This is a genomic window from Georgenia sp. AZ-5 (assembly GCF_043952095.1).
GTDB lineage: Bacteria > Actinomycetota > Actinomycetes > Actinomycetales > Actinomycetaceae > Georgenia.
The window spans coordinates 4446191-4470545 of record NZ_JBINOU010000001.1; the positions used below are offsets into that span (position 1 = coordinate 4446191).

Genomic DNA, 24355 nt, shown 5'->3' on the forward strand with positions numbered 1-24355 from the left:
CTCAGCGCCGCACGCGGCGGGCGACCAGCGCGGCCGCCGTCGCGGCCGTGACCGCCCCGAGCCCCGCCAGCGCGCCGCGGACCAGCCAGCGCGGCGGAGGCGGGGTCTCGAGCACCGCCCTGCCGGGCGCGCTGGCCGCCAGGGCCAGCTTCGCCGAGCTCGCCGCCGCCCGGCCGAGGGGCTGCGGCTCGTGCGTGACGGCCCCGGGCAGGTCTCCCGGCTCCGCCCGTCCCTCGAGCACGTCGGCGACGGCGGCGGGCAGGCCGAGCGCGGCGACGAACGCCGCCAGCCCGGTCTGCCCCGGCAGGCGCATCGCCGTGGCCACCGCCACGGGGTCCGCGCCGGGCACCGCCGCGGCGAAGGCCGCGGCGGCGGCGTCGTCGCCGAGCACCCGCTGCGCCAGCTCCAGCGCGGCGGCGTCGTCCTCGCCGGCGCCTGTGACGTACCGGCTGCGCATGGCCCAGCTGAACACGGCGGCGCCCTCGGTCTCCTCGTCCCCGCTCTCGTCGGGTCCGGGCAGCAGGAGGGCGGTGCGGTCCTCGGCGTCCACCTGCAGGCGCAGCACGGGGTAGGCGTCGGCCTCCCAGCCCAGGACGCCGAGCTCGCGCCCCGGCCCGGTGGTGACGAGCAGCCGCCGGGAGCCGTGCTCCGCGACGGTCACGGCGCGGCCGAGCAGGTTGGCGTGCAACGGCGCCTGGTGGGCGGGCATCGAGGTCACGACGACGGTGCGCGCGTCGTGGGCGGTGTCCTCCTCCTCCACGACGCCGGGGATGCCGGCGTCGGGTGCGGCGCCCGCGCCCCGCTCCGCGGCGGCCGCCTCCTCGGCGGCGACGGCGTGGCTGGCCGGCGGCACGCCGGCCATGAGCACGTCGGCGCCGAAGACGACGCCCAGGTCCTCCGCGAGCTCCGCCACGGACGTGCCGGGCACCACGCCGCCGGGGCCGCGGGTGCCCACCCCGCCCGCGTCGTCGGAGAGCACCGACACCGACAGCAGGTGCTCGGTGCCGGGATACCACTCCAGGCGCGCCACCACCCCGGCCGCCTCGAGGCGGGCGGCGACCTCGGCGGGGTCCAGCGACGTCGCGACCATGACGCCCTGGGTGCGGTTCCAGGTCGTGCCAGGGCTCACGCGGGTTCCTTCCGTCGGTCGGGCGCCGCCGGCGGCGCCGGGCGGTGCAGGTCGGCCGGCGAGCGGGCGGGCCGGCGCGGTGGTGGGTCAGGCGGAGCGGTGCCGGGACACCTCGTACAGCGCGATCCCGGTCGCGACGGCGGCGTTGAGCGACTCCACCGCCGCAGCGATCGGGACGGAGGCGACGACGTCGCAGGTCTGCCGCACGAGCCTGCTCAGGCCCTTGCCCTCCGACCCGGTGACGAGCACGATCGGCTCGGTCGACAGCTCCAGCTCGCCCACGGTGGTGGCGCCGCCGGCGTCGAGGCCGACGACGAAGCAGCCGGCCTCCTTCAGGTCCGTCAGCGCCCGCACGAGGTTGGTAGCCCGCGCGACCGGCACCCGCGCCGCCGCGCCGGCGGAGACCTTCCACGCGGTCGCGTTCACGCCGGCGGAGCGGCGCTCGGGCACCAGCACCCCGTCGGCGCCGAACGCCCCGGCGCTGCGCAGCACGGCCCCGAGGTTGTGCGGGTCGGTGACGCCGTCGAGGGCGACGATCAGCGCCGGGTGGTTCGCCCGCTCGGCGCGGGCGAGCAGGTCGGCGGCGTCCCGGTAGTCGTACGCCGGCACCTCGATCACGACGCCCTGGTGCACCGCGCCGTCGGTGAGCCGGTCCAGCTCGGCGCGGGTGACCTCGAGCAGCGGCGTGCCCAGCGCGGTGGCCGTGCGCACCACCTCGGCGACGCGCTCGTCGGTGGCCATGCCGCCGGCGAGGAAGACCTGTGCCAGCGGGATGCCGGAGCGCACGGCCTCGGTCACCGGGTTGCGGCCGGCGATGAGCTCGTGGTCCGCGCCGACGCCGAGGGCGGCGCGGGTACGGGCCACCACGGCCTCGGAGCGGGCGGCCTCCCGGCCGGCGTCGCGCCCGGCCCCGCGCGCGGCGGGCCGGCCGGCCTTGGCGGCGGCCTTCTCCGCGGCGGCCTTGCGCTTGGCCGCGGGGTGGTGCTCGCGCTCCTCGGCCTTCGGCGTCGGCCCGCGGCCCTGCAGGCCCCGACGGCGCTGCCCGCCGGAGCCGACGACCTGCCCCTTCTTCGAACCCGGCTTGCGCACCGCGCCCCGCCGCTGGGAGTTTCCGGCCATCAGCTCTTCCCCTTCAGTTGCCAGCGCGCGCCGGCGGCGGAGTCCTCCACCACGATGCCGGCCTCGGCCAGCTTGTCCCGCAGGGCGTCGGCACGCGCCCAGTCCTTCGCCTTGCGCGCCTCGACCCGGTCGGCGAGCACCGCCGAGACCAGGACGTCGAGCGCCTCGTGCTCCGCCGAGCGCACCCCGTTGCCGCCCGCCGTGCGCCACGGCTCGGCCAGCGGGTCCAGCCCGAGGACGTCGAGCATGGCCCGCACCCGCAGCTGCGCGGCCCGCGTGGCGACGTCGTCGCGCTCGGCCAGCGCGGTGTTGCCTGCGCGCAGCTGCTCGTGGACGACGGCCAGGCCCGCGGAGATGTTCAGGTCGTCGTCCATCGCCTCCACGAACGCGGGCGGCAGCTGGTCCGGCCCCTGGGCCGCGACCTCCGCGGCGGGAACCTCCCCGACCACCTCGACGGAGCGCGCGACGAACCCGGAGAACCGCTCCCACGCCGTTGCCGCCTCGCTGAGGGTGACGTTGGAGAACTCCACGGTGGACCGGTAGTGCACCGTGCCCAGGGCGAAGCGCAGCACCGGGGCGCTGGTGCGCTTGAGCACCTCGGTGACCACCAGGGAGTTGCCGAGCGACTTGCTCATCTTCTCCCCGCCCACGGTGACCCAGGCGTTGTGCACCCAGTGCCGCGCGAAGCCGTAGCCCGCGGCGCGGGACTGCGCCAGCTCGTTCTCGTGGTGCGGGAAGCGCAGGTCGATGCCGCCGCCGTGGATGTCGAAGGTCTCCCCGAGGTAGCGGTGGGCCATGGTCGAGCACTCCAGGTGCCAGCCCGGCCGGCCGCGCCCGTACGGGGTGGGCCAGCTCGCGCTCTCCGGCTCGCCCGCCTTGGGCGCCTTCCACAGCGCGAAGTCGCGCGGGTCCCGCTTGTCCGGCTCGCCGTCCTCGGCGTCGCCCATGGACATGTGCTCCAGCGCCTGGCGGGTCAGGGCGCCGTACTCCGGCAGCGAGCGCACGTCGAAGTAGACGTTGCCCTGCTCGCCGCGGTAGGCGTGGCCGCGCTCGAGGATTCGCTCCATGAGCTCGACCATCTCGGTCACGTGCCCGGTGGCGCGCGGCTCGTAGGTAGGCCGGGCGACGCCGAGCACGTCGTAGGCGGCGGTGAACTGCTGCTCGAAGCGGTACGCCCAGGCCCACCACGGCACCCCGGCCTCGGCGGACTTGGCGAGGATCTTGTCGTCGATGTCGGTCACGTTGCGCACCAGGGTGACCTCGGTGCCGCCGCGGCGCAGCCACCTGGTCAGGACGTCGAAGGCGATCGAGGCGCGCATGTGCCCCACGTGCGGGGAACCCTGCACGGTGGCCCCGCACAGGTAGATGCCCACCTTGCCCGGCTGCAGGGGCTCGAGGGGGCGCACCGACCGGCTGGCGGAGTCGTAGAGGCTGAGGGTCACCAGGTCAGGCTACCGGGGCGCACCGCCCCGGCCATCGCGCGATGTTCACCGGCGGTCCCCCGCGGGCGCTACCGTGCCCCACGTGACGCACCCCCCAGCCGGGCGCCCGGCCGAGCCCGCCCCCGGCGAGACGCCCTGGGCCGCGCCGGAGCCCGCGCCGCGCCGCACCATCGCCGCGTGGAGCCTGTGGGACCTCGGCTCCAACGCGTTCAACACCGTCATCCTGTCCTTCGTCTTCTCCGTCTACGTCACCGGCACCGTGGCCGCCGACCCCGAGCGGGGCCAGCAGGTCTACTCCAACGCCCAGACGATCGCCGGCATCGGCGTCGCGCTGCTCGCCCCGCTCATGGGCGCGTGGGCGGACCGGCTGCGCAGCCGGCGCCTGATGCTGACGGCGGCCACGCTCGCCGTCGTCGTGACGATGGCGGCGATGTGGTTCGTCCGCCCGGAGGACTCCTACCTCCTGCTCGGCGTCACCCTCATCGCGCTGGCCTCCGTGATCGCCGAGATCGCCGGGGTGTTCTACAACGGCATGCTGCTGCAGATCTCCACCCCCAGCACGATCGGGCGGATCTCCGGCACGGCGTGGGCGCTGGGGTACGTCGGCGGGGTCCTGGCGCTGGTCATCGCGCTGTTCGGGTTCATCCTCGACGGCGGCATGCTGGGCATCCCCACCGAGGACGCCGCCAACGCGCGAGCCGTGGCGCTGCTGTGCGCCGGCTGGTTCCTGGTCTTCTCCGTCCCGGTCATGGTGTGGGGGCCCCGGGAGGTGCCCGACGCCGCCCGGGTGCGCGAGCCGTTCCGTCCGCTGCGGGCCTACCGGGAGATCGTCGCCCGCGTGGTGCGGATGTGGCGGCAGGAGCGGGCGCTGCTGCACTTCCTGGTGGCGTCGGCGGTCTACCGCGACGGGCTGGGCGCGGTGTTCTCGTTCGCCGGCGTCATCGCCTCCTCCGCCTACGGCATGGACACCGTGCAGGTGGCGGTGTTCGGGATAGCGGCCAACGTGGTCGCCGCCCTGGGCACCTGGGTCTTCGGCAAGGTGGACGACCGCACCGGCCCCCGGCCGGTGATCGTCGGCTCCCTCGCCGCGATGGTCGCCTTCGGGGTGGTGATCGTCGCGTTCGACGCCACCGCCGTGTTCTGGGTGTTCGGCATGGGCATCGCCGCGCTCGTCGGGGCGGTGCAGTCGGCCTCGCGCACGCTGCTCTCGCGGATCACCCCGGTCCAGGAGGCCAACGAGACCTTCGGGCTGTACGCGACGGCGGGGCGGGCGGTCTCCTTCCTGGCGCCGGCGCTCGTCGCGCTGTTCACCGCCGTCGGCGGGGCCCGGCTGGGCCTGCTCGGCATCGTCGCGACGCTGGCGCTGGGCCTGGCGGCGATCTGGCCGCTGCGCATCCCGGGCGTGACGTCCCGCCGCTGACCCCCGGGTGCGAAGGGGGCGCGAGACGTCGTCTCCTCCGGGAACCGTCACTTCACACCGAGACGTCAGGTTCTCCCCGAGCCGTCACTTCACACCGAGACGTCAAGTTCTCCCCGACACGTCAACTCTTCACCGAGACGTCATCGCCTCACCGAGGCGTCAGCTCTTCCCGCAGCCGCTTTGCCACCGGCGAGGCCGCCGGCACGCCGTCCGCCGTGTGCACACTGCGGACCTCCGCGGTCAGAGATTCCCGGGGCCCGTGGGCACGACGAGCGCGCTGGCGACGGCCGCCACGCCCTCACCCCGCCCGGTGAAGCCCAGCCCGTCCGTCGTCGTCGCGCTCAGGCTGACCGGGGCGGAGAGCGCCGCGCTCATCGCGGTCTCGGCCTCGGACCGCCGCGGGCCGATCTTGGGGCGCAGGCCGATGACCTGGACCGTCACGTTCCCGATCTCGTAGCCGGCCGCGCGCACGCGGCGTGCCGTCTCGGCGAGCAGGCTGGCGCCTGAGGCGCCCGCCCACTGCGGGTCGGAGGTGCCGAACTGCGAGCCGAGGTCACCCAGACCGGCCGCCGAGAACAGGGCGTCGCAGGCGGCATGCGCGGCGACGTCGGCGTCGGAGTGGCCGGCCAGGCCGGTAACGCCCGGCCAGCTCAGGCACGCCAGCCGCATCGGCCTGTCGGACCCTTCCGGCGCGAACGCGTGGACGTCGGTCCCGATCCCGGTGCGCGGCAGCAGCATGACGTCACGGTAGCGGCCGGACGCCGGCGCCCTGCCCCACGGAGAACCACAGGCGCGCGCACCGTGGCGTACGCGGGTCGAGAAGTACCTGACGTGTCGCGGAGCAGATGACATGTCGAGGAGCAGATGACATGTCGGGGAGGAAATGACGTCGTCTCGGCGGCGGGGAGGGGTTCGGCGGCGGGGAGGGAGGGGGCGTCAGGCGGGCTCGTCGAGGAGGAGCCGGGCCAGGGCGAGGTCGCGGGGCGTGGTGATCTTCATGGCCCGCTCGTGGCCGGGCACCACCCACACCGTCTCGCCGAGCGCCTCGACCAGGCCGGCGTCGTCGGTGGCGGCGAGCGTCTCGTCCCCTGCCCGCGAGGCCCCGGCCGCGTGCGCCGCCTCGAGCAGCTCCCGGTCGAAGCCCTGCGGGGTCTGCACCGCCCGCAGCACCGCCCGGTCCAGCGTGGCCCGCACGGGCTCCGCCCCGCTGGCGTCCGGCGCGCCGACCTGCTTGACGGTGTCGGAGACGGGCAGCGCCGGGACGACGGCGCGGTGACCCTCGCGCACCGCGGCCTCCACCCGCCGGACCAGCTCGGACGGGGTCAGGCAGCGCGCGGCGTCGTGGACGAGGACGACGTCGACGTCGTCGTCCAGCGCCGCCACGCCCGCCGCGACGGAGGCCTGACGGGTGGCGCCGCCGGGGACGACGACGGCGGGCAGGCGCGTCCCGGGCACCCGGCCGCCCACGAACAGCGCCCGGAACCCGGCCACCTCGTGCGGCGGGACGGTGACGACGACGGCGCTCAGGCACCCGGCCCGCTCCAGCCCGCGGGCCGCGCGCACCACCAGGGGAACCCCGGCGAGCTCGACCAGCCCCTTGGGCAGGCGGTGCCCCAGCCGGGTCCCGGAGCCGGCGGCGGTGAGGACCGCGGCGGTCGTCATCGGCGCACAGCACAGAAGCGCGCGGCGGCCACGGGGGCCGCCGCGCGCGTCGCGCGAGCTGGGGGACGGGGCGTCAGGACGCGAGCACCTCGTCGAGCATGGCCTCAGCCTTCTCCTCGTCCGTCTTCTCGGCGAGCGCGAGCTCGGAGACGAGGATCTGGCGGGCCTTGGCGAGCATGCGCTTCTCGCCGGCCGAGAGGCCACGGTCGGTGTCACGGCGCGAGAGGTCGCGGACGACCTCGGAGACCTTGATGATGTCGCCGGAGGCGATCTTCTCGACGTTCGCCTTGTAGCGTCGCGACCAGTTGGTGGGCTCCTCGGTGTACGGCGCACGCAGCACCTCGAGGACCTTCTCCAGGCCTTCCTTGCCGACCACGTCGCGCACCCCGACCAGGTCGACGTTCTCGGCGGGGACCTGGATCTTCAGGTCACCCTGGGCGACTCTCAGGTGCAGGTAGAGCTTCTCCTCCCCGCGGATGACCCGCGTGGAGATATCTTCGATCAGCGCCGCCCCGTGGTGCGGGTAGACAACGGTCTCGCCGACAGCGAAGGTCATTTTCAGGTGCTCCCTCAGTCGTGAAGGCCTCTAGTCTAGCACGCCGAAATGGCGTAATTCTGCGGCTCGTGAGCAAACAGACACGGCCGGGCCGGGAGACGCGCGGGCCCGGGCGCGGCGTCCTGAGCGGGCCCCGTCGCGGCCGTCCGCCGGCGGCGGGCGGCCGGCGGTGGCGGCGCGCGGTGGCGGGCTCACCGGCATCCTCCGGTAACCTCCCCGTGGGAGAGCGCCGTGCCGCGGCTCCCCCGAAGGACACCGACGAAGGAGATCCCGTGGCTCGCACCACCCGCCGCACCGTCATCGCTGCCGCCGTGCTCGTCGCCGGCCTCACCGGGTGCTCGGTCGCGAACCCGATCACGACGCAGATTCCGTACGCGCCGAGCGACGGCATCCGGGTGTCGGTGACGAACGGGGTGTCGGTCGAGAACCTGATGATCCTCACCGAGGGCGAGGGCGAGCCGGCGCACCTGCTCGGCGCCGTCGCCAACAACTCCACGGAGCCCATCAGCATCACCTTCGCGCTCGGCGACAGCGGCCAGCCCATCCCCGTGCGCGCGGGCAGCGGCGATACCGTCAACTTCACCGGGGCCGGGATCTCCACCGCGACCGGTGAGGGCGCCCCCGGCTCGACGCTGCCGGCGACCGTCTCCGCCGACGGCGTGGGCGACATCGAGGTCGAGGTGCCGGTGCTCGACGGGACGCTCCCGCCCTACGACGAGTACCTGGAGGACGCAGCCTGACGCCGCGTCGGTCCGGCGTCCCGCCGGCCGAGCTGTCGGCCCGGCACACGACAGGCCCTGGTGCGTGACGTCGCACCAGGGCCTGCTCCGTCCGGTCAGGCCGGCGTGCTGACGAGCTTGTAGCCGAGCCCGCGCACGGTCTGCAGCATCGCTGGGCGCGCCGGGTCCTCCTCGATCTTGGCGCGCACGCGCTTGACATGGACGTCGAGGGTCTTGGTGTCGCCCACGTAGTTCGGGCCCCAGATGCGGTCGATGAGCTGGCCGCGGGTGAGCACCCGGTCGGGGTTGCGCAGGAAGAGCTCCAGCAGCTCGAACTCGCGCAGCGGGATGGCCACCGGCTCGCCGTCGACCAGCAGCTCGTGGCGGTCGACGTCCATCCGCACACGCCCAACGGCGAGCACGGCGTCCTCGCCCGGGCCGTCGTCGCCGCGGCGGCGCAGCACCGCGCGGATCCGGGCGACCAGCTCGCGGTAGGAGTACGGCTTGGTGACGTAGTCGTCGGCGCCGATCTCGAGCCCGACGACCTTGTCTATCTCGCTGTCCTTGGCGGTGAGCATGATGACCGGGACGTTGCCGCGCTGACGCAGCTCGCGGCACACCTCGGTGCCCGACAGCCCGGGGAGCATCAGGTCGAGGAGCACCAGGTCGACGCCACCGCGCTCGTAGGCCGTCAGCGCCGCGGGCCCGTCGGCGACGGGCACGACGTCGTACCCGTCGCGCTCCAGGCTGAAGGTGAGCGGCTCGCGGTAGGACTCCTCGTCCTCCACCAGCAGGATCTTGGTCATCAGCGGGTTTCCTCCATGCTCCGCCGCGGCAAGGGCGCCGTGGCGGTCCTCTCGGTGTCGCGCTGCACGGGAGGCGCCTGCCGGTCGTCCGCGGCTTCCGGCGCCCCCTCGAGGCCGCCGGCGGCCGGCGCCTGCGCGTGCGCGACGGCGGGCGTCTCCGGGGCGTCCTCCGTGGTCTCCACGCCGTCCGCCTCGGGCAGCACCAGGGTGAACGTGGAGCCCTTCCCGACGGTGGACCACACCTCCACCCGGCCGCCGTGGTCGGCGGCGACGTGCTTGACGATGCTCAGCCCCAGCCCGCTGCCGCCGGTCTCCCGCGAGCGTGCCTCGTCCAGCCGGTAGAAGCGCTCGAAGACGCGATCGACCTGGTCCTCCGGGATGCCCGGCCCCTGGTCGACGACGGCGACGCGCACCAGGCCGTCGCGGCGGGAGACGCCCACGGACACGCGGGAGCGGGGCGGGGCGTAGCGGATGGCGTTGTCGAGGAGGTTCCGCACGGCGGTGGTCAGCAGCGCCGCGTCGCCGTACACCTCCAGGCCCTTCACGCCGCCGAGCACGAGGTTGACGGCGCGGGACTGCGCCTCGACGCGGACCCGGTCCACGGCCTCGGCGACGACCGCGTCGATGGCCACGAGCTCTGGCTCCACCAGCGCGTCGGCCTCCTGCAACCGCGAGAGCTCGATGATCTGCTGGACCAGCTCGGCGAGCCGGCGCGACTCCTTGCGCATGCGCCCGGCGAAGCGCCGCACGGTGTCGGGGTCGTCGGCGCTGTCGCCGACCGTCTCCGCCAGCAGCGCCAGCGCGCCGACGGGGGTCTTGAGCTCGTGGGAGACGTTGGCGACGAAGTCGCGCCGGATCTCCTCCACCCGCCGGGCGGCGGTGCGGTCGTCCGCGAGCACCAGCACCCGACCTGCCTCGAGCGGGGCCACGCGAACCTGCATCCGGAGCGTGCCCGCCCCCTCCACGGGTCCGCGGGGCAGCGTCAGCTCGGCGTCCCGGATCTCGCCGTCACGCCGCAGGTCGGCCACCATCCGCCGGACCTTCTCGTGCGCGAGCCTGTCGTGGCGGACGAGGCCGAAGGTGTAGGCCGACGCGCTCGCCCGGAGCACGTCGTCGTCGGGCTCGAGGACCACGACACTCTGCGGGAGCACGCTCAGGACGGAGACGACGTCGTCCTGGGGGTCGTCGTCCGCCTCGGCTCCGGCCCGGCGGCGACGGCGGGCCGCCAGCACCACCGCTCCGAGCAGGCCGACGAGCATCCCCAGCAGCGCGACGCCCACCAGCGGCCAGATCTCCTCCACGCTTGGAAGGGTAGGCCCCGCCCGTCGAGTTCACCGAGCCCGCCCCCGCCCGTTCCCGACCGTTCACCGGGGCGGCACCATTCGTACACACGTGCTCGCTTGGCTACGGTAGGTACGCCAGACGCCCAGCCTGATGGGCCCTGTGTCACTAGGTGAGGAGCCCCGCGTGCGAGAGATTTTCAAGCAAGAGATGGAGCAGCTGCGCGAGGGGCTGGTCGCGATGTCCGGCAGCGTCGCCACCGCGATCGAGAAGGCGACGACGGCCCTGCGCACCGCCGACCTGACGCTGGCCGAGGAGGTCATCGACGCCGACCGGCAGATCGACGCCCTCGAGCGCGAGCTCGACGAGCACGGCATCTCCCTGCTGGCGCGGCAGCAGCCCGTGGCGACCGACCTGCGCATCGTCGTCTCCGGGCTCCGGCTCTCTGCCACCCTGGAGCGCATGGGCGACCTCGCCCGGCACATCGCCGACGTGGCCCGCGGCCGCTACCCCGAGACGGCGACCACCGGACGGATGCAGGAGATCCTCGACCGGATGGGCGAGCAGGCCACCAAGGTGGGGCGGCAGGTCAACCAGCTGCTCGAGACGCGCGACCTCGAACTCGCCGCGGCCATCGAGCGCGACGACGACATCATCGACCGCCTCCACCGCGAGTCCTTCCAGGTAGTCCTCGACGACAACGAGGCCCTGACCCGCCAGCAGCTCGTCGACTCGGTGCTGCTGGGCCGGTACCTCGAGCGGTTCGGCGACCACGGCGTCTCCGTCGCGCGCCGCGTCTCCTACCTCGTGACCGGCGACCCGGCGAATGCCGTGCACCTCACCAAGGTCAGCGAGGAGCCCGCACACCTGGACTGATTCCCTAAGGGGGATCGGGTTGTCAAGCGGTCCGCCTGTTGACGGGCTGTGTGGGCCCGGTCAACGATGAGGAGCGAGGAAGGTCGCCCCGTTTGCCGACACTGCGTGTGTCTGGCTGTGACTGTCCGGTAGGGACTGTCTGGGGGGCCTTCCTCGCTTTCTTGCTGCGGCGGCGGGCGCGGACCTCGGCCGGCACCGTCCAGTGCTGGCGGACGATGGCCTTGGCCTCCTCGGCGCTCACTGGGCGCCCGTCGGTGTCGCGGATGACGTAGGGCTCGCCGCGTCGCATGACGGTCCAGAACCGTTCGGCCAGGTGGGCGGCGACGACGCACAGGGCGCCGAGGTGGTCCTTGCCGCGTTCGACCATCTGGACGTAGTACAGGCGGGCGAGCTGGGGGTCTTGGTGGCGGGCGGTGTCCGCGGCGCGGATCAGGGTGGTGCGCAGCAGCGAGGAGCCGGCCTTGGACATCGGCTGGCCCTTGCGGTCGGTCTCGCCGGTCTCGGAGGCCCTGGGGGCCAGCCCGGTGTAGGAGCGAAACGCCTTGGCGTTGCGGAACCGGGCTGCGTCCCCGGTCACGGCGACCAGCGCGGGACCGCTGATCTCGGCGACGCCGGGCAGGGAGCGGGCCAGCTCTTCTGGGTCGACCTGCTGGTAGTAGGCCTCGCGGTGCTGAGCGTGTTCGGCGAGCTCGGCCTGGACGGCGCGCAGCAACCGCACCTCGGTGGCGATCTCGGCGGCGAGGTCGGCGAAGGCCACCGCGGGGTGCTCGCCGTACAGGGCCAGGGAGGCGCGGGCGGCCTCGAGCCATTGCTGGGCCCGGTCGCGGCCCTGGTGGCCGTGCGAGGCCCTCGTGATCAGCGTGGTCAGGCGCGTGAGCCCGGCCCTGGTCAGCGCCCGCGGGTCGGCGTAGCGCTCCAGGACCGCCAGGTCGGCGACGCCGAGGTCACCGGTCAGCGGCGACATCGGCAGCACCTGGCGGGCCAGGTCCTTGATGCGCCGCTTGTGCTCGGCCCCGGCCCGGGTGAGCCGGTCGGTGGCCCGCACCCGCCGGTCCAGCCCGGCCCGCTCCGCGCCGGGCAGCTCCAGGGGTCGCAGCCCGGCCGGGTCGAACAGCGGCAGTCGGGCCAGGGTCTCGGCGTCGATGCCGTTGGTCTTGGTGTGCCGGGACAGGAAGCGGCGCAGGTCGGCGGCCTTGGCCGAGCTGACCCGGTGGACCAGGTGGCCGCGGGTGGCGAAGAACACCGCGATCGGCAACCACGCCGGCCCGGTCGGCTCCATCACGACCTCCAGCCGGGTGCCCGCCTCGGCGCCGGCCAGCGCGGCCTGCTCGATGCCGGTCAGGCTCTCCACGGTCGGCCAGGCCTTGCGCCTGGCCACCGTCGCACCGGTCTCGTCCAGCACCCGGACCGTATGGGCGGTCGCGATGCCCAGGTCGATGCCCACCAGGCGCCGTGTCGCCATCTGATCTCCCCTTCGTCGGTGACGATTGACACCGGCCCGTCCGGGGTGGAGCGACGCACTACGGCCACGGTCCCAAGGAAGACACGCGGCCAACCGCGGCTCCCACTCATGTGCTGCAACCGGCACCGGCCTCGGCGGACCGGGCCACTTCCCTCAACCGGGGCATCCGTGGCCGGCCGGGAGTGGCAATCAGGCCAACGGGGCAAGCACTCCACGCGGAGCACCTCCCCAGAGCGGATCTCGACGCCACCACCCGGACCAACCGGGATGACCTACGCATACCCTGGGACCCCGACCACGTGGTGGCTCCACGCCGCCGATGTCCCTTACATGAGCGGACCGGATCGAGGGCGCCCGCCACGCCCGCCCGAAGGCCCCCGCACCGGACGGTGCGGGGCCTTCTGCCGTCATGCCCGGGCGCCTCGCTCGGCGCCCGGGAGGCGGTTACTTCCCCTGGTTGGCGACGGCGGCGATGGCAGCCTTGGCCGCCTCGGGGTCGAGGTACTGCCCGCCGGGGACGGTGGGCCTGAGGTCCTCGTCGAGCTCGTAGTAGAGCGGGATGCCGGTGGGGACGTTCAGGCCCGCGATGGCCTCGTCGGAGACGTTGTCGAGGTGCTTGATGATCGCGCGCAGCGAGTTGCCGTGGGCGGCGACGAGGACCGCCTTGCCGGCCTTGAGGTCCGGCACGATCTCGGCCTCCCAGTAGGGCAGGGCGCGGACCAGCACGTCCTTCAGGCACTCGCTGCGGGGGATCGGCTCGCCGGCGTAGCGGGGGTCGGCGTCCTGGGAGTACTTCGAGCCCAGCTCGATCTCGGGCGGCGGCACGTCGTAGGAGCGGCGCCACTGCATGAACTGGTCCTCGCCGTACTCCTCGCGGATCTCCTTCTTGTTCTTGCCCTGCAGCGCGCCGTAGTGCCGCTCGTTGAGCCGCCAGTTCCGCTTGACGGGGATCCAGTGCCTGTCGGCCGCGTCGAGCGACAGGTTGGCGGTCATGATCGCCCGGCGCAGCAGCGAGGTGTGCACGACGTCGGGGAGCACGTCCGCGTCGACGAGCAGCTGCCCGCCCCGCGTCGCCTCCTCGGTGCCCTTCTCGGAGAGGGGCACGTCCACCCAGCCCGTGAACAGGTTCTTGGCGTTCCACTCGCTCTCGCCGTGGCGGAGCAGTACCAGCTTGTAGGTCATGGCCCTCATTGTTCCATCCGCGCGCTGGGCCGGCTGTGGGACCCGGCGCGGCGTGAGACGCACGTCTCACGCACGAGTTGGATTCGGGCGGGGGTCTCGGGCTAACGTCGTCCCGTTATCGTTTCGTTACCAAAGGCGGGCGTGCCGCGCTTGACGTGTGCGCACCACCTTTGCCGCACCTTGGAGTAGCTTTGCACAGACGTGCCCTGGGGGCGCTCGCGGCCACCACCGTGACTGCCGCCGTAGCCATCACCGCCATTCCCTCCTCCGCCTCCACGGGCGGGACGGGGGGTGCGTTCACCGACCGTACCTTCCAGTCCTTCACCGCCTCCAACGGCATGACCTCGCAGTACCACGTCTATGCGAGCGACGTGTCGACCGACGAGCCGGTCGGCCTGATGCTGCAGTTCCACGGTGACGGGGCCTACGAGTTCAAGAACCCGTCGTCCTCCTACTCGCTCGGCGGCTCGGAGGGCATCGTCGCGCAGGCGCGCGAACACGGCATGATCACCGTCCCGGTGCTCTCCCCCGACAAGCAGGGCTCTGTCACCTGGTGGGAGTCCGGCGCCGAGAACGCCGACTACGTCGCAGACCTGCTCAGCCACCTGTACGACCAGTACGACATCGACACCGAGCGGGTATGGCTGGTGGGTTACTCGGGGGGCAGCCAGTTCATCACGAAGTTCTTCATGCCTGAGCACAGCGACCTCGTCGACGGCGGCGGTTCCGTCGTCTTCGGCGGCGGCGGCGTGCCCGGCGGGGGCTCCCAGGGGTTCGACGCCGGACTGACCCCCGACTTCCCGATGCACTGGTACACCGGGATGAAGGACAATGGCAGCGGAGGGAGCTACAACGCCCTGCGTGACGCGCAGAACGGCTCGGCCTGGTACGACGGCCAGGGCTTCGCCACCACGCTGGAGACCCCCGCAGGCGTGGACCACGGCCTCTCGGGCACCTTCGGCCCCGTGGTCGGCCAGCAGCTGGACCTGCACGACGACGGTTCCGCGGCCACCCCGACGGCGGAGGAGCCGACGACGGGAAGCGCACCGTCGGAGACCGTGACCCCGGACGCGGCGGAGCCCGAGACCACCGCCCCCACGGAGCCCGAGACCACCGCCCCCACGGAGCCCGAGACCACCGCCCCCACGGAGCCCGAGACCACCGCCCCCACGGAGCCCGAAACCACGGAGCCCAAGAACACCGCCCCCACGGAACCCGAAACCACGGAGCCCGAGACCACCGCCCCCACGGAGCCCAAGAACACCGCGCCGCAGACCGCCCGGGCACACGAGCCCGCACGGCCGACCGCCCGGGCACACGAGCCCGCACGGCCGACCGCCCGGGCCGACAAGGCCGCCGAGGAAGTTTCCAAGGCCACGAAGAGCGGGGAGCAGGGCCGCGCCGGCGAGCGCGAGCACACCGTGAAGACGAGCCGCCAGGGCGTGGAGATCGACCTGCGTGGCGTGGCGAACGCACAGCGGCTGGCGCTGCGGGTCACCACTTCCGACACCGCGGAGGCGAAGTGGGTCGTCGAGGGCGTCGTCAGCGGCGGCAAGCTCGAGCTGTCCATCCCTGATGGCCTCACCGCTGACACCACGTACCACTTCGAGATCACGCTCGAGTCGGACGACTCCGTGATCGCCACTGGAACCTTCACGACCAAGGACTCGTCCGGCCCGGCTTCCTCCGCCGAGGCGCGCTAGGACGTCGCAGCGCCGGCCCTAGGCGCCGGCCCCGCAGCAACCCGACAGAACGGCGGCCGGGCACTCCCCCGAGGAGTGCCCGGCCGCCGCGTTGGCCGGTACGGCTCTCAGTTCGCCTTCTCGTACGCCTCCCGGATCTCGGCGGAGATTCGGCCGCGCTCGGAGACCTCGTAGCCGTGCTCGCGCGCCCACTCGCGGATCTTGCCGGCGTCGGAGGAACCGCCGGTGCTGCGGGTGGTACCGCCACGTCGCGGAGCCGCCTTGCGCCCGCCGGCGCGCCGGCCGTGCCCGACCCACTCCGCGAACGACTCGCGCAGCGCCTTCGCGTGCTCCGACGAGAGGTCGATCTCGTAGGACACGCCGTCCAGTGCGAACGTGACGGTCTCGTCCGCGGCCGAGCCGTCGATGTCGTCGACGAGGGTGACTTGGACCTTCTGCGCCATTGTGGTGTCTTTCTTCTCGGCATTCCGGGCTTTACCGGGGAGGGGCTCCCGCGGACGCGATGCCAGCACCGCGCTTCACCGGAGCATAATTCTTTCGAGAAGAAATGTCATCTTTAGGACGAGCTGGGAACGGAACTACCGTCGTCCCGGGCGTTCTTTCCCGACTCCGCCTCCAGCCGCTTCAGGGCGTTGCGCTCATTGCGGTCCGCGTTGACGAGCGCGCGAATCACGATGAAGAAGAGCAACCCGGTGCCCAGGGACGGCAGGAGCGCCACGATGTAGTCCACCCTTCGAGTCTACGTGGCGGTATTCCCGCGGGCGACCATGGGATAGCTTCCCGCTGGCCCGGCGAGGCGAGTGGCGCGCGGCCGGCGCCCGCTACGCATGCGGTTCCACCGCTGGAGCGTCCGGGACCGCACCTAAGCCATGGGTTCCCCCTTTTGCGACGAGCAGCGCGCTTTTTTCGGAAGCATTCGTCCGCAAATTCTGTTGCCCGCGTCACATGATCACAGTGCCATATATCGGTCGGCACGATCCCGCAAGCGGGCGCATTGAACCGTCGATCCGCGGGGCGCCGCGCAGGCCGATTGCCGCCCCGGCGTCTATTGGCGGGACGGACCCGGCGGCGGGCGCTCAATTGCCGGCGCCCGGGGAGGTCCCGCAGGTTCAATTGGCCCAGCGCTGTCGAGCCATTCGCGGGGGATATGTCCCGACGATATGCCCGGCCAGGCCCCTCGCACGGCGGAGCGCCCGGCACGGCGGAGCGCCCGGTACGGCGAACGCCCCCGCATGGCGAACGCCCCCGCACGGCAAAGGGCCCCGCACGGCGAAGGGCCCGCATGGCGAACGCCCCCGCACGGCGAAGGGCCCCGCATGGCGAAGGGCCCGGCACCGACGCGGAGTCGGTGCCGGGCCCTGCGGAGCCGCCTGTGGGAATCGAACCCACGACCTATTCATTACGAGTGAATCGCTCTGCCGACTGAGCTAAGGCGGCGCGTCGCCCTGCGGGCTCAGCGCGGACCACTGTACCGGGGCACCGCCGTCGGGGACAAAGCCGGGCGTCCGCCGCGCCGGGTGATCTGGCGCACGCCGGCGCGGAGCCGGCCGGGTCGGGCCGGATCACACCTCCCCTGGCCGATTCGCCCAGGACCGGGACGACGGGCCGCTGGATCAGCGGTCAGCAGGTGATTCCCTCCGCGGGCCGGGCGCCGTCGATGAGGAAGGCGTCCACCGCCCCGGCGATGCACTCGTTCGTCGGCCGGTAGGCCGTGTGCCCCTCGCCGTCGTAGGTGACGAGGAAGCCGCTCTCGAGCTGCTCGGCGAGGGAGACGCTCCACTCGTAGGGGGTCGCCGGGTCGCCCGTGGTACCCACGACCATGATCGGGTTGGCCCCGGCGGCGGTCAGCGGGCCGCGGGCACCGGCCGGGTCCCCGGGCCACTCACTGCAGAGCACGTCGCCGTAGGCCAGCAGCTCGCCGAAGGTCGGCGACGCCTGCTCGAGCTCCGCGGCCTGCGCGGCCCAGGTCTCCGGGTCCCCGCCCGCGCCGAAGTCCGCGCAGTTGATCGCCCAGTTCGCCTCGGTGGTGTTGTCCGGGTAGCTCCCGTCGGCCGTGCGTCCGGCCATGAAGTCAGCGAGGAAGAGCAGGTCGGAGCCGTCGCCCCTCATGGCGGCGTCCAGGGCCTGGGAGAGCCGGAACCACGTGGCGCTGTTGTACAGCGGCGTGATGATGCCGGCGAACGCCAGCGGGGCGGTCAGCTCCCGGCCGTCCGAGGTTGGCAGGGGCGTGTCCTCGGTGACCTCCAGCAGGGTCCGGACCTGCTCGACGCCGTCGTCGACGCTGCCGCTGAGCGGGCAGCCCGCGCCGCCGAGGCAGTCCTCGACGTACGCCCGCAGGGCCGTCTCGAAGCCCCTGGCCTGGCCCAGCACGGTCTCGTGCGAGCTCAGCGCCGGGTCCATCGCGCCGTCCAGGACGAAGCTGCCCACGTTCTCCGGGAACTGCTCCGCATAGGTGGCGCCCAGGTACGTGCCGTAGGAGAAGCCGAGGTAGTCGAGCTGGGCCTCGCCGAGGAGGTGGCGCAGCACGTCCATGTCCCGCGCGGCGGAGATTGTGTCGACCTCGGTCAAGAGCGCACCGCTGCGCTCGGCGCAGCCCTGCGCGATGGCCTCGGACGCCGCGGCGAGGCCGGCGAGGCCGCCCGGCGCGTCGGTGTCGTGCTGGGCCGCGCGGACGCGGTCCAGCTCGGCGTCGTCCACGCAGTCGACGGGCGTGGAGTCGCCGGTGCCGCGGGGGTCGAAGCCGACGATGTCGTAGGCAGCGCGCAGGTCCTCGGTGAACATCGCGCCGGCGAGGGTGATCTCCGCGTAGTCGGTCCCCGGGGTGCCGGGGCCGCCGGGGTTGACGAGGAGCGACCCGACGCGCGAGTCGTCCTCGGCGCTGTTGAGCCGCCGCACCGCGACGGTGATCGTCTCACCGTCGGGCCGGGCGTAGTCGAGCGGCACGGTGACGTCGGCGCACTGCTGGTCGGCGCCGCAGCCCGTCCACGCCAGCTCCTGGCCGTAGTACTCCGCCAGCCCGGCCGGGACGGCGGCCTCCGCGGGCGCGGCGGCGGTGGGCCCGGGCCGCTCGGCTGCTGGGGCCGCGCAGCCCGCGAGCGCGGTGGCGAGGGCCAGGGCAGGGACAAGCAGAGGGCGGCGGCGGAAACTCACCCGGACACGCTACCTGGCCGCACCACGCCGCCTCCTCAGCCCTGGGGCCGCAGGGAGACCATCATCGCCTCGACCGCGAGCAGCGGGGCGACGTTCCCGGCGAGCCGCTCCCGCGCGACCCCGACGGCGTCCATGCGTCGGACCGTCTGCTCCGGCGTCGAGCCGGCCGCCAGGCGCCGCACCTGGTCGGCGGCCTCGGTGTTGACGAGCTCGACGTCGGCGCCGAGCTGGACCACCAGGACGTCGCGGTAGAGCGAGAGCAGGTCGACCATCGCACGGTCCAGCACGTCGCGCTGCGCACGGGTGGCGCGCCGCTTCTGCTCCTCCTCGAGGGCCTTGACCTGCGAGCGCAGCGCGGGCGGCAGGCGGGTGCCGCCGTCGGCGCCGAGGGTGTGGAGCAGCGCCTCCTTCTCGGCGGCGTCGCGCTCCTCGGTGGCGGCCTTGGCGTCCGCCGCGGACAGCTCGACCAGCTCGGCGGCGGCCAGGACGGCGTCGCCGACGCCGCGGATGGCAGCGGGCACGGCGAGCAGCCGGCGGCGCCGCTCGCGCGCCGCCGGGTCGCGGGCCAGGCGCCGCGCCAGGCCGACGTGGGACTGCGCCGCCCGGGCCGCGGTGATCGCCACCGCCGGGTCGAGGCCGTCCCGGCGGACCAGCAGGTCCGCCACGGCCTGCGGGTCGGGCACCCGCAGGTGCACAGCCCGGCAGCGCGAGCGGATGGTGGTGATGACGTCCTCGGGGCTGGGCGCGCACAGCAGCCACACGGTGCGCGGCGGGGGCTCCTCGATGGCCTTGAGCAGCACGTTGGAGGTGCGCTCGACCATGCGGTCGGCGTCCTCCATGAGCATCACGCGCCACCGGCCCTGCGCCGGGGCGCGCTGCGCCTGGGAGATGAGGGGGCGGACCTCCTCGATCTTGAAGGTCACCTTCTCGGTGGAGATGAGCGAGACGTCGGCGTGGGTGCCGGCCAGCGCCGTGGTGCAGCCCTGGCAGCGCCCGCAGCCGGGCTCGTCGGGGTCCGTGCACTGCAGCGCCGCGGCGAAGGCGCGGGCGGCCACGGACCGCCCGGAGCCCGGCGGGCCGGTGATGAGCCAGGCGTGCGTCATGGCCCGCGTGGCGGCGTCGCTCCCCTGGCGGGAGGCGGCGACGGCGGACTGCAGGATGGCGACCACCTGGTCCTGGCCGACGACCTCGTCCCACACGCTCACGGCCGCTCCCCCAGGCCGGCGGCGGCGCGGGGCGCGGGCAGGAGCGGCGCCAGGCGCGCGCGGACCGCGGCGTGGATGTCCTCCGGGGCCGCGGCGGCGTCCACCACGAGGTAGCGGCCGGGGTCCTCCGCCGCCAGCTCCAGGAAGTGCTCGCGCACCCGGGCGTGGAAGGCCGCGGACTCGCGCTCGATGCGGTCGGGGGCGCCGGCGCGCCGCGCGGCGCCCACGGCGGGGTCGACGTCGAGCAGGACGGTGAGGTCGGGCAGCAGGCCCTCGGTGGCCCACAGGGACAGCGCCCGGATCTCGGCGGTGCCCAGCGCGCGGGCGGCGCCCTGGTAGGCGACGGAGGAGTCGAGGTAGCGGTCGGTGACCACGACGGCGCCCCGGCGCAGCGCCGGCCGGACGAGCCGGTGCACGTGGTGGGCGCGGTCGGTGGCGTACAGGAGGGCCTCGGTGCGCGGGTCGACGTCGTCGCCGTGCAGCACCGCGTCGCGCAGCACCCGGCCCAGGGCGGTGCCGCCCGGCTCGCGGGTCAGCACGACCTCGTGGCCCAGGGCGGTGAGCCACTCGCCGAGCAGCGCCCGCTGCGTCGACTTGCCGGCGCCGTCGCCGCCCTCGAGGGCGACGAAGCAGCCGGGCAGCCGCCCGCTCCCGGGTCCGGGGGCGGGCGGGACGGTGGGCTGGTCGGTCACGGCCCCAGCGTAACCAGGGCCGCCCACGGCCCGGTCCGCGTGCTCTACTCCCCCGGGTAGACGACCCCGAGCTGGCGGCGCGCCTCGTCCATGGTCTCCATCACCTCGAGGGTGGCCGCCCACGGCATCACGGCTGACTCGTGCCGGCCGCCGGCCACGCAGCGGGCCACCTCGGCGGCCTGGTGCTGGAACCCGCCGGGCTCCGCGGGCGTCCCGGCCGGCGGCCACGACCACGCCCGCCCGCCGAAGGGCCGCACCGTGAAGCCGGCCGGCTGGTGGAACGGCCCGTCGACGTCGATCCGGCCGTCGGTGCCGACCACCGAGGCGGTGGTGGCCGTGGTCGCCAGCATGTTCGACTGGGCCACCGCCACCGCGCGGGTGCCGGCATAGGTGAGCGTCACGGCCTCGTGGGCGTCCACGCCGACGTCGGTGAGCGAGCCGACGGCGTGGACGGTGCTGGGCGCCCCGAGCAGGCTGTGCGCGAAGGACAGCGGGTAGACGCCGAGGTCGAGCAGCGCCCCGCCGGCCAGCTCGGGCGCGAGCAGCCGCTCCACCGTGTCGAGCCGCTGGCCGTGGTCGGCGGTCACGGCGAGGATCTCGCCGAGTGCGCCGGAGGCGACGACGGAGCGCAGGACGACCATGTGCGGCAGGAAGCGCGTCCACATCGCCTCCATGGCGAACCGCCCGCGCGCCCGGGCGGTGTCGAGCACCTCTCGAGCCTCGCCGGCGTTGCGCGCGAAGGCCTTCTCCACGAGCACGTGCTTCCCCGCCCGCAGCGCGAGGAGGGCGTGCTCGTGGTGGGCGCTGTGCGGCGTCGCCACGTACACGACCTCCACGTCGGGGTCGGCGACGAGCTGCTCGTAGCTGCCGTAGGCGCGGGCGATGCCGTGCCGGGCCGCGAAGGCCTCGGCGCGCCGGGCGTTGCGGGACCCGACGGCGACGAGCTGCTGGCGCGAGAACGCCGGCACCTCCCGGGCGAACCGCCCGGCGATGCCGCCGGGGCCGAGGATCCCCCACCGCAGCGGCGGCGCCTGCGCGGGGTCGGGAGGAGCGGGCAGGGAGCGTGGCGTCGCCGCCGGCACGGACATGGCCCACACCGTATCCGTTCGCGCCCGCGCGCCCCGCGGCACCCGTGCGACGGGGCCGCGCGGGTGCTGCGGCCACGCCCGCTGGGCGTGCGCCGCCGGGGGCTACTTCTTGGCCGCCGCCCTGCTCCGGGTCGTGGGCGTCTTCTTCGCGGTCGTCGTCTTCTTCGCGGCCGTGCGGCGTGCGGGCTTCTTGGCCGGGCCCTTGGCCCGCTTCTCGGCGAGCAGCTCGTAGGCGCGCTCGGGTGTGATCGCCTCGACCGCGTCGTCCTTGCGCAGGGTGGCGTTCGTGGTGCCGTCGGTGACGTACGGCCCGAACCGGCCGTCCTTGACGACCACCGGCTTGCCGGAGACGGGGTCCTCGCCCAGCTCGCGCAGCGGCGGCTTGGCCGTGGCGCCGCGCCCGCGCTTGGGCTGGGCGTAGATGGCCAGCGCCTCCTCGAGGGTGATGTCGAAGATCTGGTCCTCGCTCGTCAGCGACCGCGAGTCCGTGCCGCGCTTGAGGTACGGCCCGTACCGGCCGTTCTGCGCGGTGATCTCCACCCCGTCCGGGTCCGTGCCGACCACCCGCGGCAGGGTGAGGAGCCGCAGCGCGTCCTCGAGCGTGACGCTCGCCAGGTTCATGGACTTGAACAGCGAGGCGGTGCGGGGCTTGGCCTTGGCCGCCTTCTTCTTGGGCTTGGCGCCCTCGGCGGGCTCGTCCTCCTCGGGCAGGACCTCGGTGACGTAGGGGCCGTAGCGACCGTTGCGGGCCACGAGGGTGTGCCCGGTCGCGGGGTCGGTGCCCAGCTCGCGGCCGTCGTCGGCGCCCGCGGCGAGCAGCTCGCGGGCCTTCTCCACGGTCAGCTCGTCGGGGGCGACGTCGTCGGGCACGCTGGCGCGCTGCCCCTCGGCGCCGTCCTCGCCGGCGCGCTCGAGATAGGGCCCGTAGCGCCCCACCCGCAGGGTGATGCCGTCGCCGATGTCGATGCTGTTGACGGCGCGGGCGTCGATGTCGCCGAGGTCCTCGACGAGGTTCTTCAGGCCCGGCACCTCCTGCGCCTGGTCGCCGCGGTAGAAGCGGGCGAGCCACCGTACCCGGTCCTCCGCGCCGGCGGCGATGCGGTCGAGGTCGGACTCCATCGCCGCGGTGAAGTCGTAGTCCACCAGGCGGGGCAGGTTCTCCTCGAGCAGGCGCACGACCGAGAAGGCCAGCCAGGTGGGCACGAGCGCCTGCCCGCGGTGGTCGACGTAGCCGCGGTCGGTGATCACGGAGATCGTCGAGGCGTAGGTGGAGGGGCGGCCGATGCCGCGCTCCTCCAGCGCCTTGACCAGGGACGCCTCGGTGTAGCGCGGCGGCGGGGTGGTCTCGTGCCCCTCGGCGGTGACCCGGTCGGTGACGACGACGTCGCCCTCGGCCAGCGCCGGCAGGCGGGTCTCCTTCTCGCCGCCCTTGTCCCCGGCCTCGTACCGCTCGGCGTCCCGGCCCTCCTCGTAGGCGGCGAGGAAGCCGCGGAAGGTGATGACCGTGCCGGACGCCGTCAGTTCGGCGCGGCGGGCGACGCCGTCCACGTCGGCCGTGGCGGCCAGCCGCACCGTGGCGGTCGAGCCGCGGGCGTCGGCCATCTGGGAGGCGACGGTGCGCTTCCAGATCAGCTCGTACAGGCGGAACTGCGCGCCGGAGAGCTCCCGGGCCACCTGGGCGGGGGTGCGGAAGGAGTCCCCCGCCGGGCGGATGGCCTCGTGGGCCTCCTGCGCGCCCTTGGCGTTGGCGCCGTAGCTGCGGGCCTTGTCCGGCACGTACTCGGGGCCGTACAGCTCCGCGGCCTGCCGGCGGGCGGCGGCGATGGCCTGCGCCGAGAGCACCGAGGAGTCGGTACGCATGTAGGTGATGTAGCCGTTCTCGTACAGCCCCTGCGCGGTGCGCATCGTCTCGCGGGCGCTCATCCGCAGCTTGCGGGAGGCCTCCTGCTGCAGCGTGGAGGTGGTGAACGGGGCGGCGGGGCGCCGGGAGTACGGCTTGGTCTCCATCGAGGCCACGCGGGCCTCGGCGCGCTCGAGCGCCGCGGCCAGGGCGGTGGCCTCGGCCTCGGCCAGGTGCGCCACGCCGGCCTTGGTCGCGGCGCCGGTGAGCCGGCCGTCGTCGCCGAAGTCGCGGCCGGTCGCCACCCGGCGCCCGTCCAGTGTGACCAGCCGGGCATCGAAGCTGCGGCGGTCCTCCCCCGCGCCCTCGTCGCCGCCGGTGAACGTGCCGCGCACGTCCCAGTAGCCCGCCGCCCGGAACGCCATACGCTCGCGCTCGCGCTCGACGACCAGGCGGGTGGCCACGGACTGCACCCGGCCGGCGGAGATGCCCGGCTTGATCTTGCGCCACAGCAGCGGGGAGACCTCGTAGCCGACCAGCCGGTCGAGGATGCGGCGGGTCTCCTGGGCGTCCACCAGCCGGGTGTCGAGGTCGCGGGTGCTGTCCAGCGCCCGGGCGATCGCCTCCTTGGTGATCTCGTGGAAGACCATCCGCCTGACCGGCACCTTCGGCTTGAGCACGTCCAGCAGGTGCCAGGCGATCGCCTCGCCCTCGCGGTCCTCGTCCGTGGCGAGGTAGAGCTCGTCGGCGTCCTTCAGGGCCCGCTTGAGCTCGGTGACCTTCTTCTTCTTGTCCGCGTCGACGACGTAGTACGGGTCGAAGTCGCCCTCGACGTCGACCGCGAACTTGCCGTACGGGCCCTTCTTCATCTCCGCGGGCAGCTCGGAAGGCTGCGGGAGGTCGCGGATGTGCCCGACGCTGGCCTCGACCTCGAAGTCGGGCCCGAGATAGCCGCCGATGGTGCGCGCCTTGGCGGGCGACTCGACGATCACGAGCTTGCGGGAGCTGGCCACGCGGACCTTC

At 74.0% G+C, this 24355-nt stretch carries 21 protein-coding genes and 1 tRNA gene; 4 read left to right on the forward strand and 18 right to left on the reverse strand.

The window, feature by feature from the left end:
- Window position 1 precedes the first annotated feature (1 nt).
- The 3 genes from ACF0H8_RS20615 to cysS form a co-directional block, all read right to left on the reverse strand.
- On the reverse strand, window positions 2–1129 hold the full coding sequence (locus ACF0H8_RS20615; RefSeq protein WP_395290710.1) for a hypothetical protein: 1128 nt from the start codon (window positions 1127–1129) through the stop codon (window positions 2–4).
- An 87-nt stretch (window positions 1130–1216) separates the two neighbouring features.
- The gene (gene rlmB / locus ACF0H8_RS20620) at window positions 1217–2248 is read right to left on the reverse strand and encodes a 23S rRNA (guanosine(2251)-2'-O)-methyltransferase RlmB (protein ID WP_395290711.1); all 1032 of its coding nucleotides are present in this window, start codon (window positions 2246–2248) and stop codon (window positions 1217–1219) included.
- The gene (gene cysS, locus ACF0H8_RS20625) at window positions 2248–3690 is read right to left on the reverse strand and encodes a cysteine--tRNA ligase (RefSeq protein WP_395290712.1); all 1443 of its coding nucleotides are present in this window, start codon (window positions 3688–3690) and stop codon (window positions 2248–2250) included. Before cysS ends, rlmB begins: the two co-directional genes overlap by 1 nt.
- A gap of 82 nt (window positions 3691–3772) precedes the next feature.
- Between cysS and ACF0H8_RS20630 the strand changes: the two genes are divergently transcribed.
- Window positions 3773–5110 (forward strand): MFS transporter, encoded by a 1338-nt coding sequence (locus ACF0H8_RS20630; protein ID WP_395290713.1) that lies wholly within the window; start codon window positions 3773–3775, stop codon window positions 5108–5110.
- Window positions 5111–5350: 240 nt separating this feature from the next.
- On the opposite strand, the gene ispF is transcribed toward ACF0H8_RS20630, so the two are convergent.
- From ispF to ACF0H8_RS20645, 3 genes are all read right to left on the reverse strand, one after another.
- Window positions 5351–5848, reverse strand: a complete 498-nt coding sequence (gene ispF / locus ACF0H8_RS20635) for a 2-C-methyl-D-erythritol 2,4-cyclodiphosphate synthase (RefSeq protein ID WP_395290714.1) — start codon at window positions 5846–5848, stop codon at window positions 5351–5353.
- Between the two features lie 198 nt (window positions 5849–6046).
- The gene (gene ispD, locus ACF0H8_RS20640) at window positions 6047–6772 is read right to left on the reverse strand and encodes a 2-C-methyl-D-erythritol 4-phosphate cytidylyltransferase (protein ID WP_395290715.1); all 726 of its coding nucleotides are present in this window, start codon (window positions 6770–6772) and stop codon (window positions 6047–6049) included.
- A 73-nt stretch (window positions 6773–6845) separates the two neighbouring features.
- The gene (locus ACF0H8_RS20645) at window positions 6846–7328 is read right to left on the reverse strand and encodes a CarD family transcriptional regulator (RefSeq protein WP_395290716.1); all 483 of its coding nucleotides are present in this window, start codon (window positions 7326–7328) and stop codon (window positions 6846–6848) included.
- Window positions 7329–7600: 272 nt separating this feature from the next.
- Between ACF0H8_RS20645 and ACF0H8_RS20650 the strand changes: the two genes are divergently transcribed.
- Complete coding sequence (locus tag ACF0H8_RS20650) at window positions 7601–8068, forward strand: hypothetical protein (RefSeq protein WP_395290717.1); 468 nt, start codon at window positions 7601–7603, stop codon at window positions 8066–8068.
- A 95-nt stretch (window positions 8069–8163) separates the two neighbouring features.
- On the opposite strand, the gene ACF0H8_RS20655 is transcribed toward ACF0H8_RS20650, so the two are convergent.
- Together ACF0H8_RS20655 and ACF0H8_RS20660 are read right to left on the reverse strand one after the other, a co-directional pair.
- A complete protein-coding gene (locus ACF0H8_RS20655) occupies window positions 8164–8853 on the reverse strand; it encodes a response regulator (RefSeq protein WP_395290718.1) in 690 nt (229 codons plus the stop codon).
- The gene (locus tag ACF0H8_RS20660; RefSeq protein ID WP_395290719.1) at window positions 8853–10154 is read right to left on the reverse strand and encodes a sensor histidine kinase; all 1302 of its coding nucleotides are present in this window, start codon (window positions 10152–10154) and stop codon (window positions 8853–8855) included. The genes ACF0H8_RS20655 and ACF0H8_RS20660 overlap by 1 nt, the downstream gene beginning before the upstream one ends.
- Before the next feature lie 166 nt (window positions 10155–10320).
- Between ACF0H8_RS20660 and phoU the strand changes: the two genes are divergently transcribed.
- Window positions 10321–11010 (forward strand): phosphate signaling complex protein PhoU, encoded by a 690-nt coding sequence (phoU, locus tag ACF0H8_RS20665; protein ID WP_395290720.1) that lies wholly within the window; start codon window positions 10321–10323, stop codon window positions 11008–11010.
- Between the two features lie 22 nt (window positions 11011–11032).
- On the opposite strand, the gene ACF0H8_RS20670 is transcribed toward phoU, so the two are convergent.
- On the reverse strand, window positions 11033–12472 hold the full coding sequence (locus tag ACF0H8_RS20670; protein ID WP_395289653.1) for an IS110 family transposase: 1440 nt from the start codon (window positions 12470–12472) through the stop codon (window positions 11033–11035).
- Window positions 12473–12916: 444 nt separating this feature from the next.
- Window positions 12917–13654: a phosphoglyceromutase gene (locus ACF0H8_RS20675; protein ID WP_395290721.1), complete on the reverse strand. Its 738-nt coding sequence runs from the start codon at window positions 13652–13654 to the stop codon at window positions 12917–12919.
- Window positions 13655–13845: 191 nt separating this feature from the next.
- On the opposite strand from ACF0H8_RS20675, the gene ACF0H8_RS20680 reads away from it, so the two are divergent.
- Window positions 13846–15357, forward strand: coding sequence for a hypothetical protein (locus tag ACF0H8_RS20680; protein ID WP_395290722.1), 1512 nt, complete (start codon window positions 13846–13848; stop codon window positions 15355–15357).
- A 107-nt stretch (window positions 15358–15464) separates the two neighbouring features.
- Here the strand turns inward: ACF0H8_RS20680 and ACF0H8_RS20685 are convergent, their stop codons facing one another.
- The 8 genes from ACF0H8_RS20685 to topA all read right to left on the reverse strand — a co-directional run bounded on the left by ACF0H8_RS20685 (window position 15465) and on the right by topA (window position 24345).
- Complete coding sequence (locus tag ACF0H8_RS20685; RefSeq protein WP_395290723.1) at window positions 15465–15800, reverse strand: Lsr2 family protein; 336 nt, start codon at window positions 15798–15800, stop codon at window positions 15465–15467.
- 113 nt (window positions 15801–15913) lie between these two features.
- Window positions 15914–16087: a hypothetical protein gene (locus ACF0H8_RS20690; RefSeq protein ID WP_395290724.1), complete on the reverse strand. Its 174-nt coding sequence runs from the start codon at window positions 16085–16087 to the stop codon at window positions 15914–15916.
- Between the two features lie 634 nt (window positions 16088–16721).
- A tRNA-Thr gene (locus ACF0H8_RS20695) sits at window positions 16722–16794 on the reverse strand.
- 183 nt (window positions 16795–16977) lie between these two features.
- On the reverse strand, window positions 16978–18507 hold the full coding sequence (locus ACF0H8_RS20700) for an alpha/beta hydrolase (protein WP_395290725.1): 1530 nt from the start codon (window positions 18505–18507) through the stop codon (window positions 16978–16980).
- 35 nt (window positions 18508–18542) lie between these two features.
- A complete protein-coding gene (locus ACF0H8_RS20705; RefSeq protein ID WP_395290726.1) occupies window positions 18543–19712 on the reverse strand; it encodes a DNA polymerase III subunit delta' in 1170 nt (389 codons plus the stop codon).
- Window positions 19709–20404 carry a dTMP kinase gene (gene tmk, locus ACF0H8_RS20710; RefSeq protein WP_395290727.1) on the reverse strand — a complete coding sequence of 232 codons (696 nt, stop codon included), beginning with the start codon at window positions 20402–20404 and terminating at the stop codon, window positions 19709–19711. Before tmk ends, ACF0H8_RS20705 begins: the two co-directional genes overlap by 4 nt.
- Before the next feature lie 44 nt (window positions 20405–20448).
- Window positions 20449–21492, reverse strand: coding sequence for a Gfo/Idh/MocA family protein (locus ACF0H8_RS20715; protein WP_395290728.1), 1044 nt, complete (start codon window positions 21490–21492; stop codon window positions 20449–20451).
- A gap of 102 nt (window positions 21493–21594) precedes the next feature.
- Window positions 21595–24345 carry a type I DNA topoisomerase gene (topA, locus tag ACF0H8_RS20720; protein WP_395290729.1) on the reverse strand — a complete coding sequence of 917 codons (2751 nt, stop codon included), beginning with the start codon at window positions 24343–24345 and terminating at the stop codon, window positions 21595–21597.
- Window positions 24346–24355 lie beyond the last annotated feature (10 nt).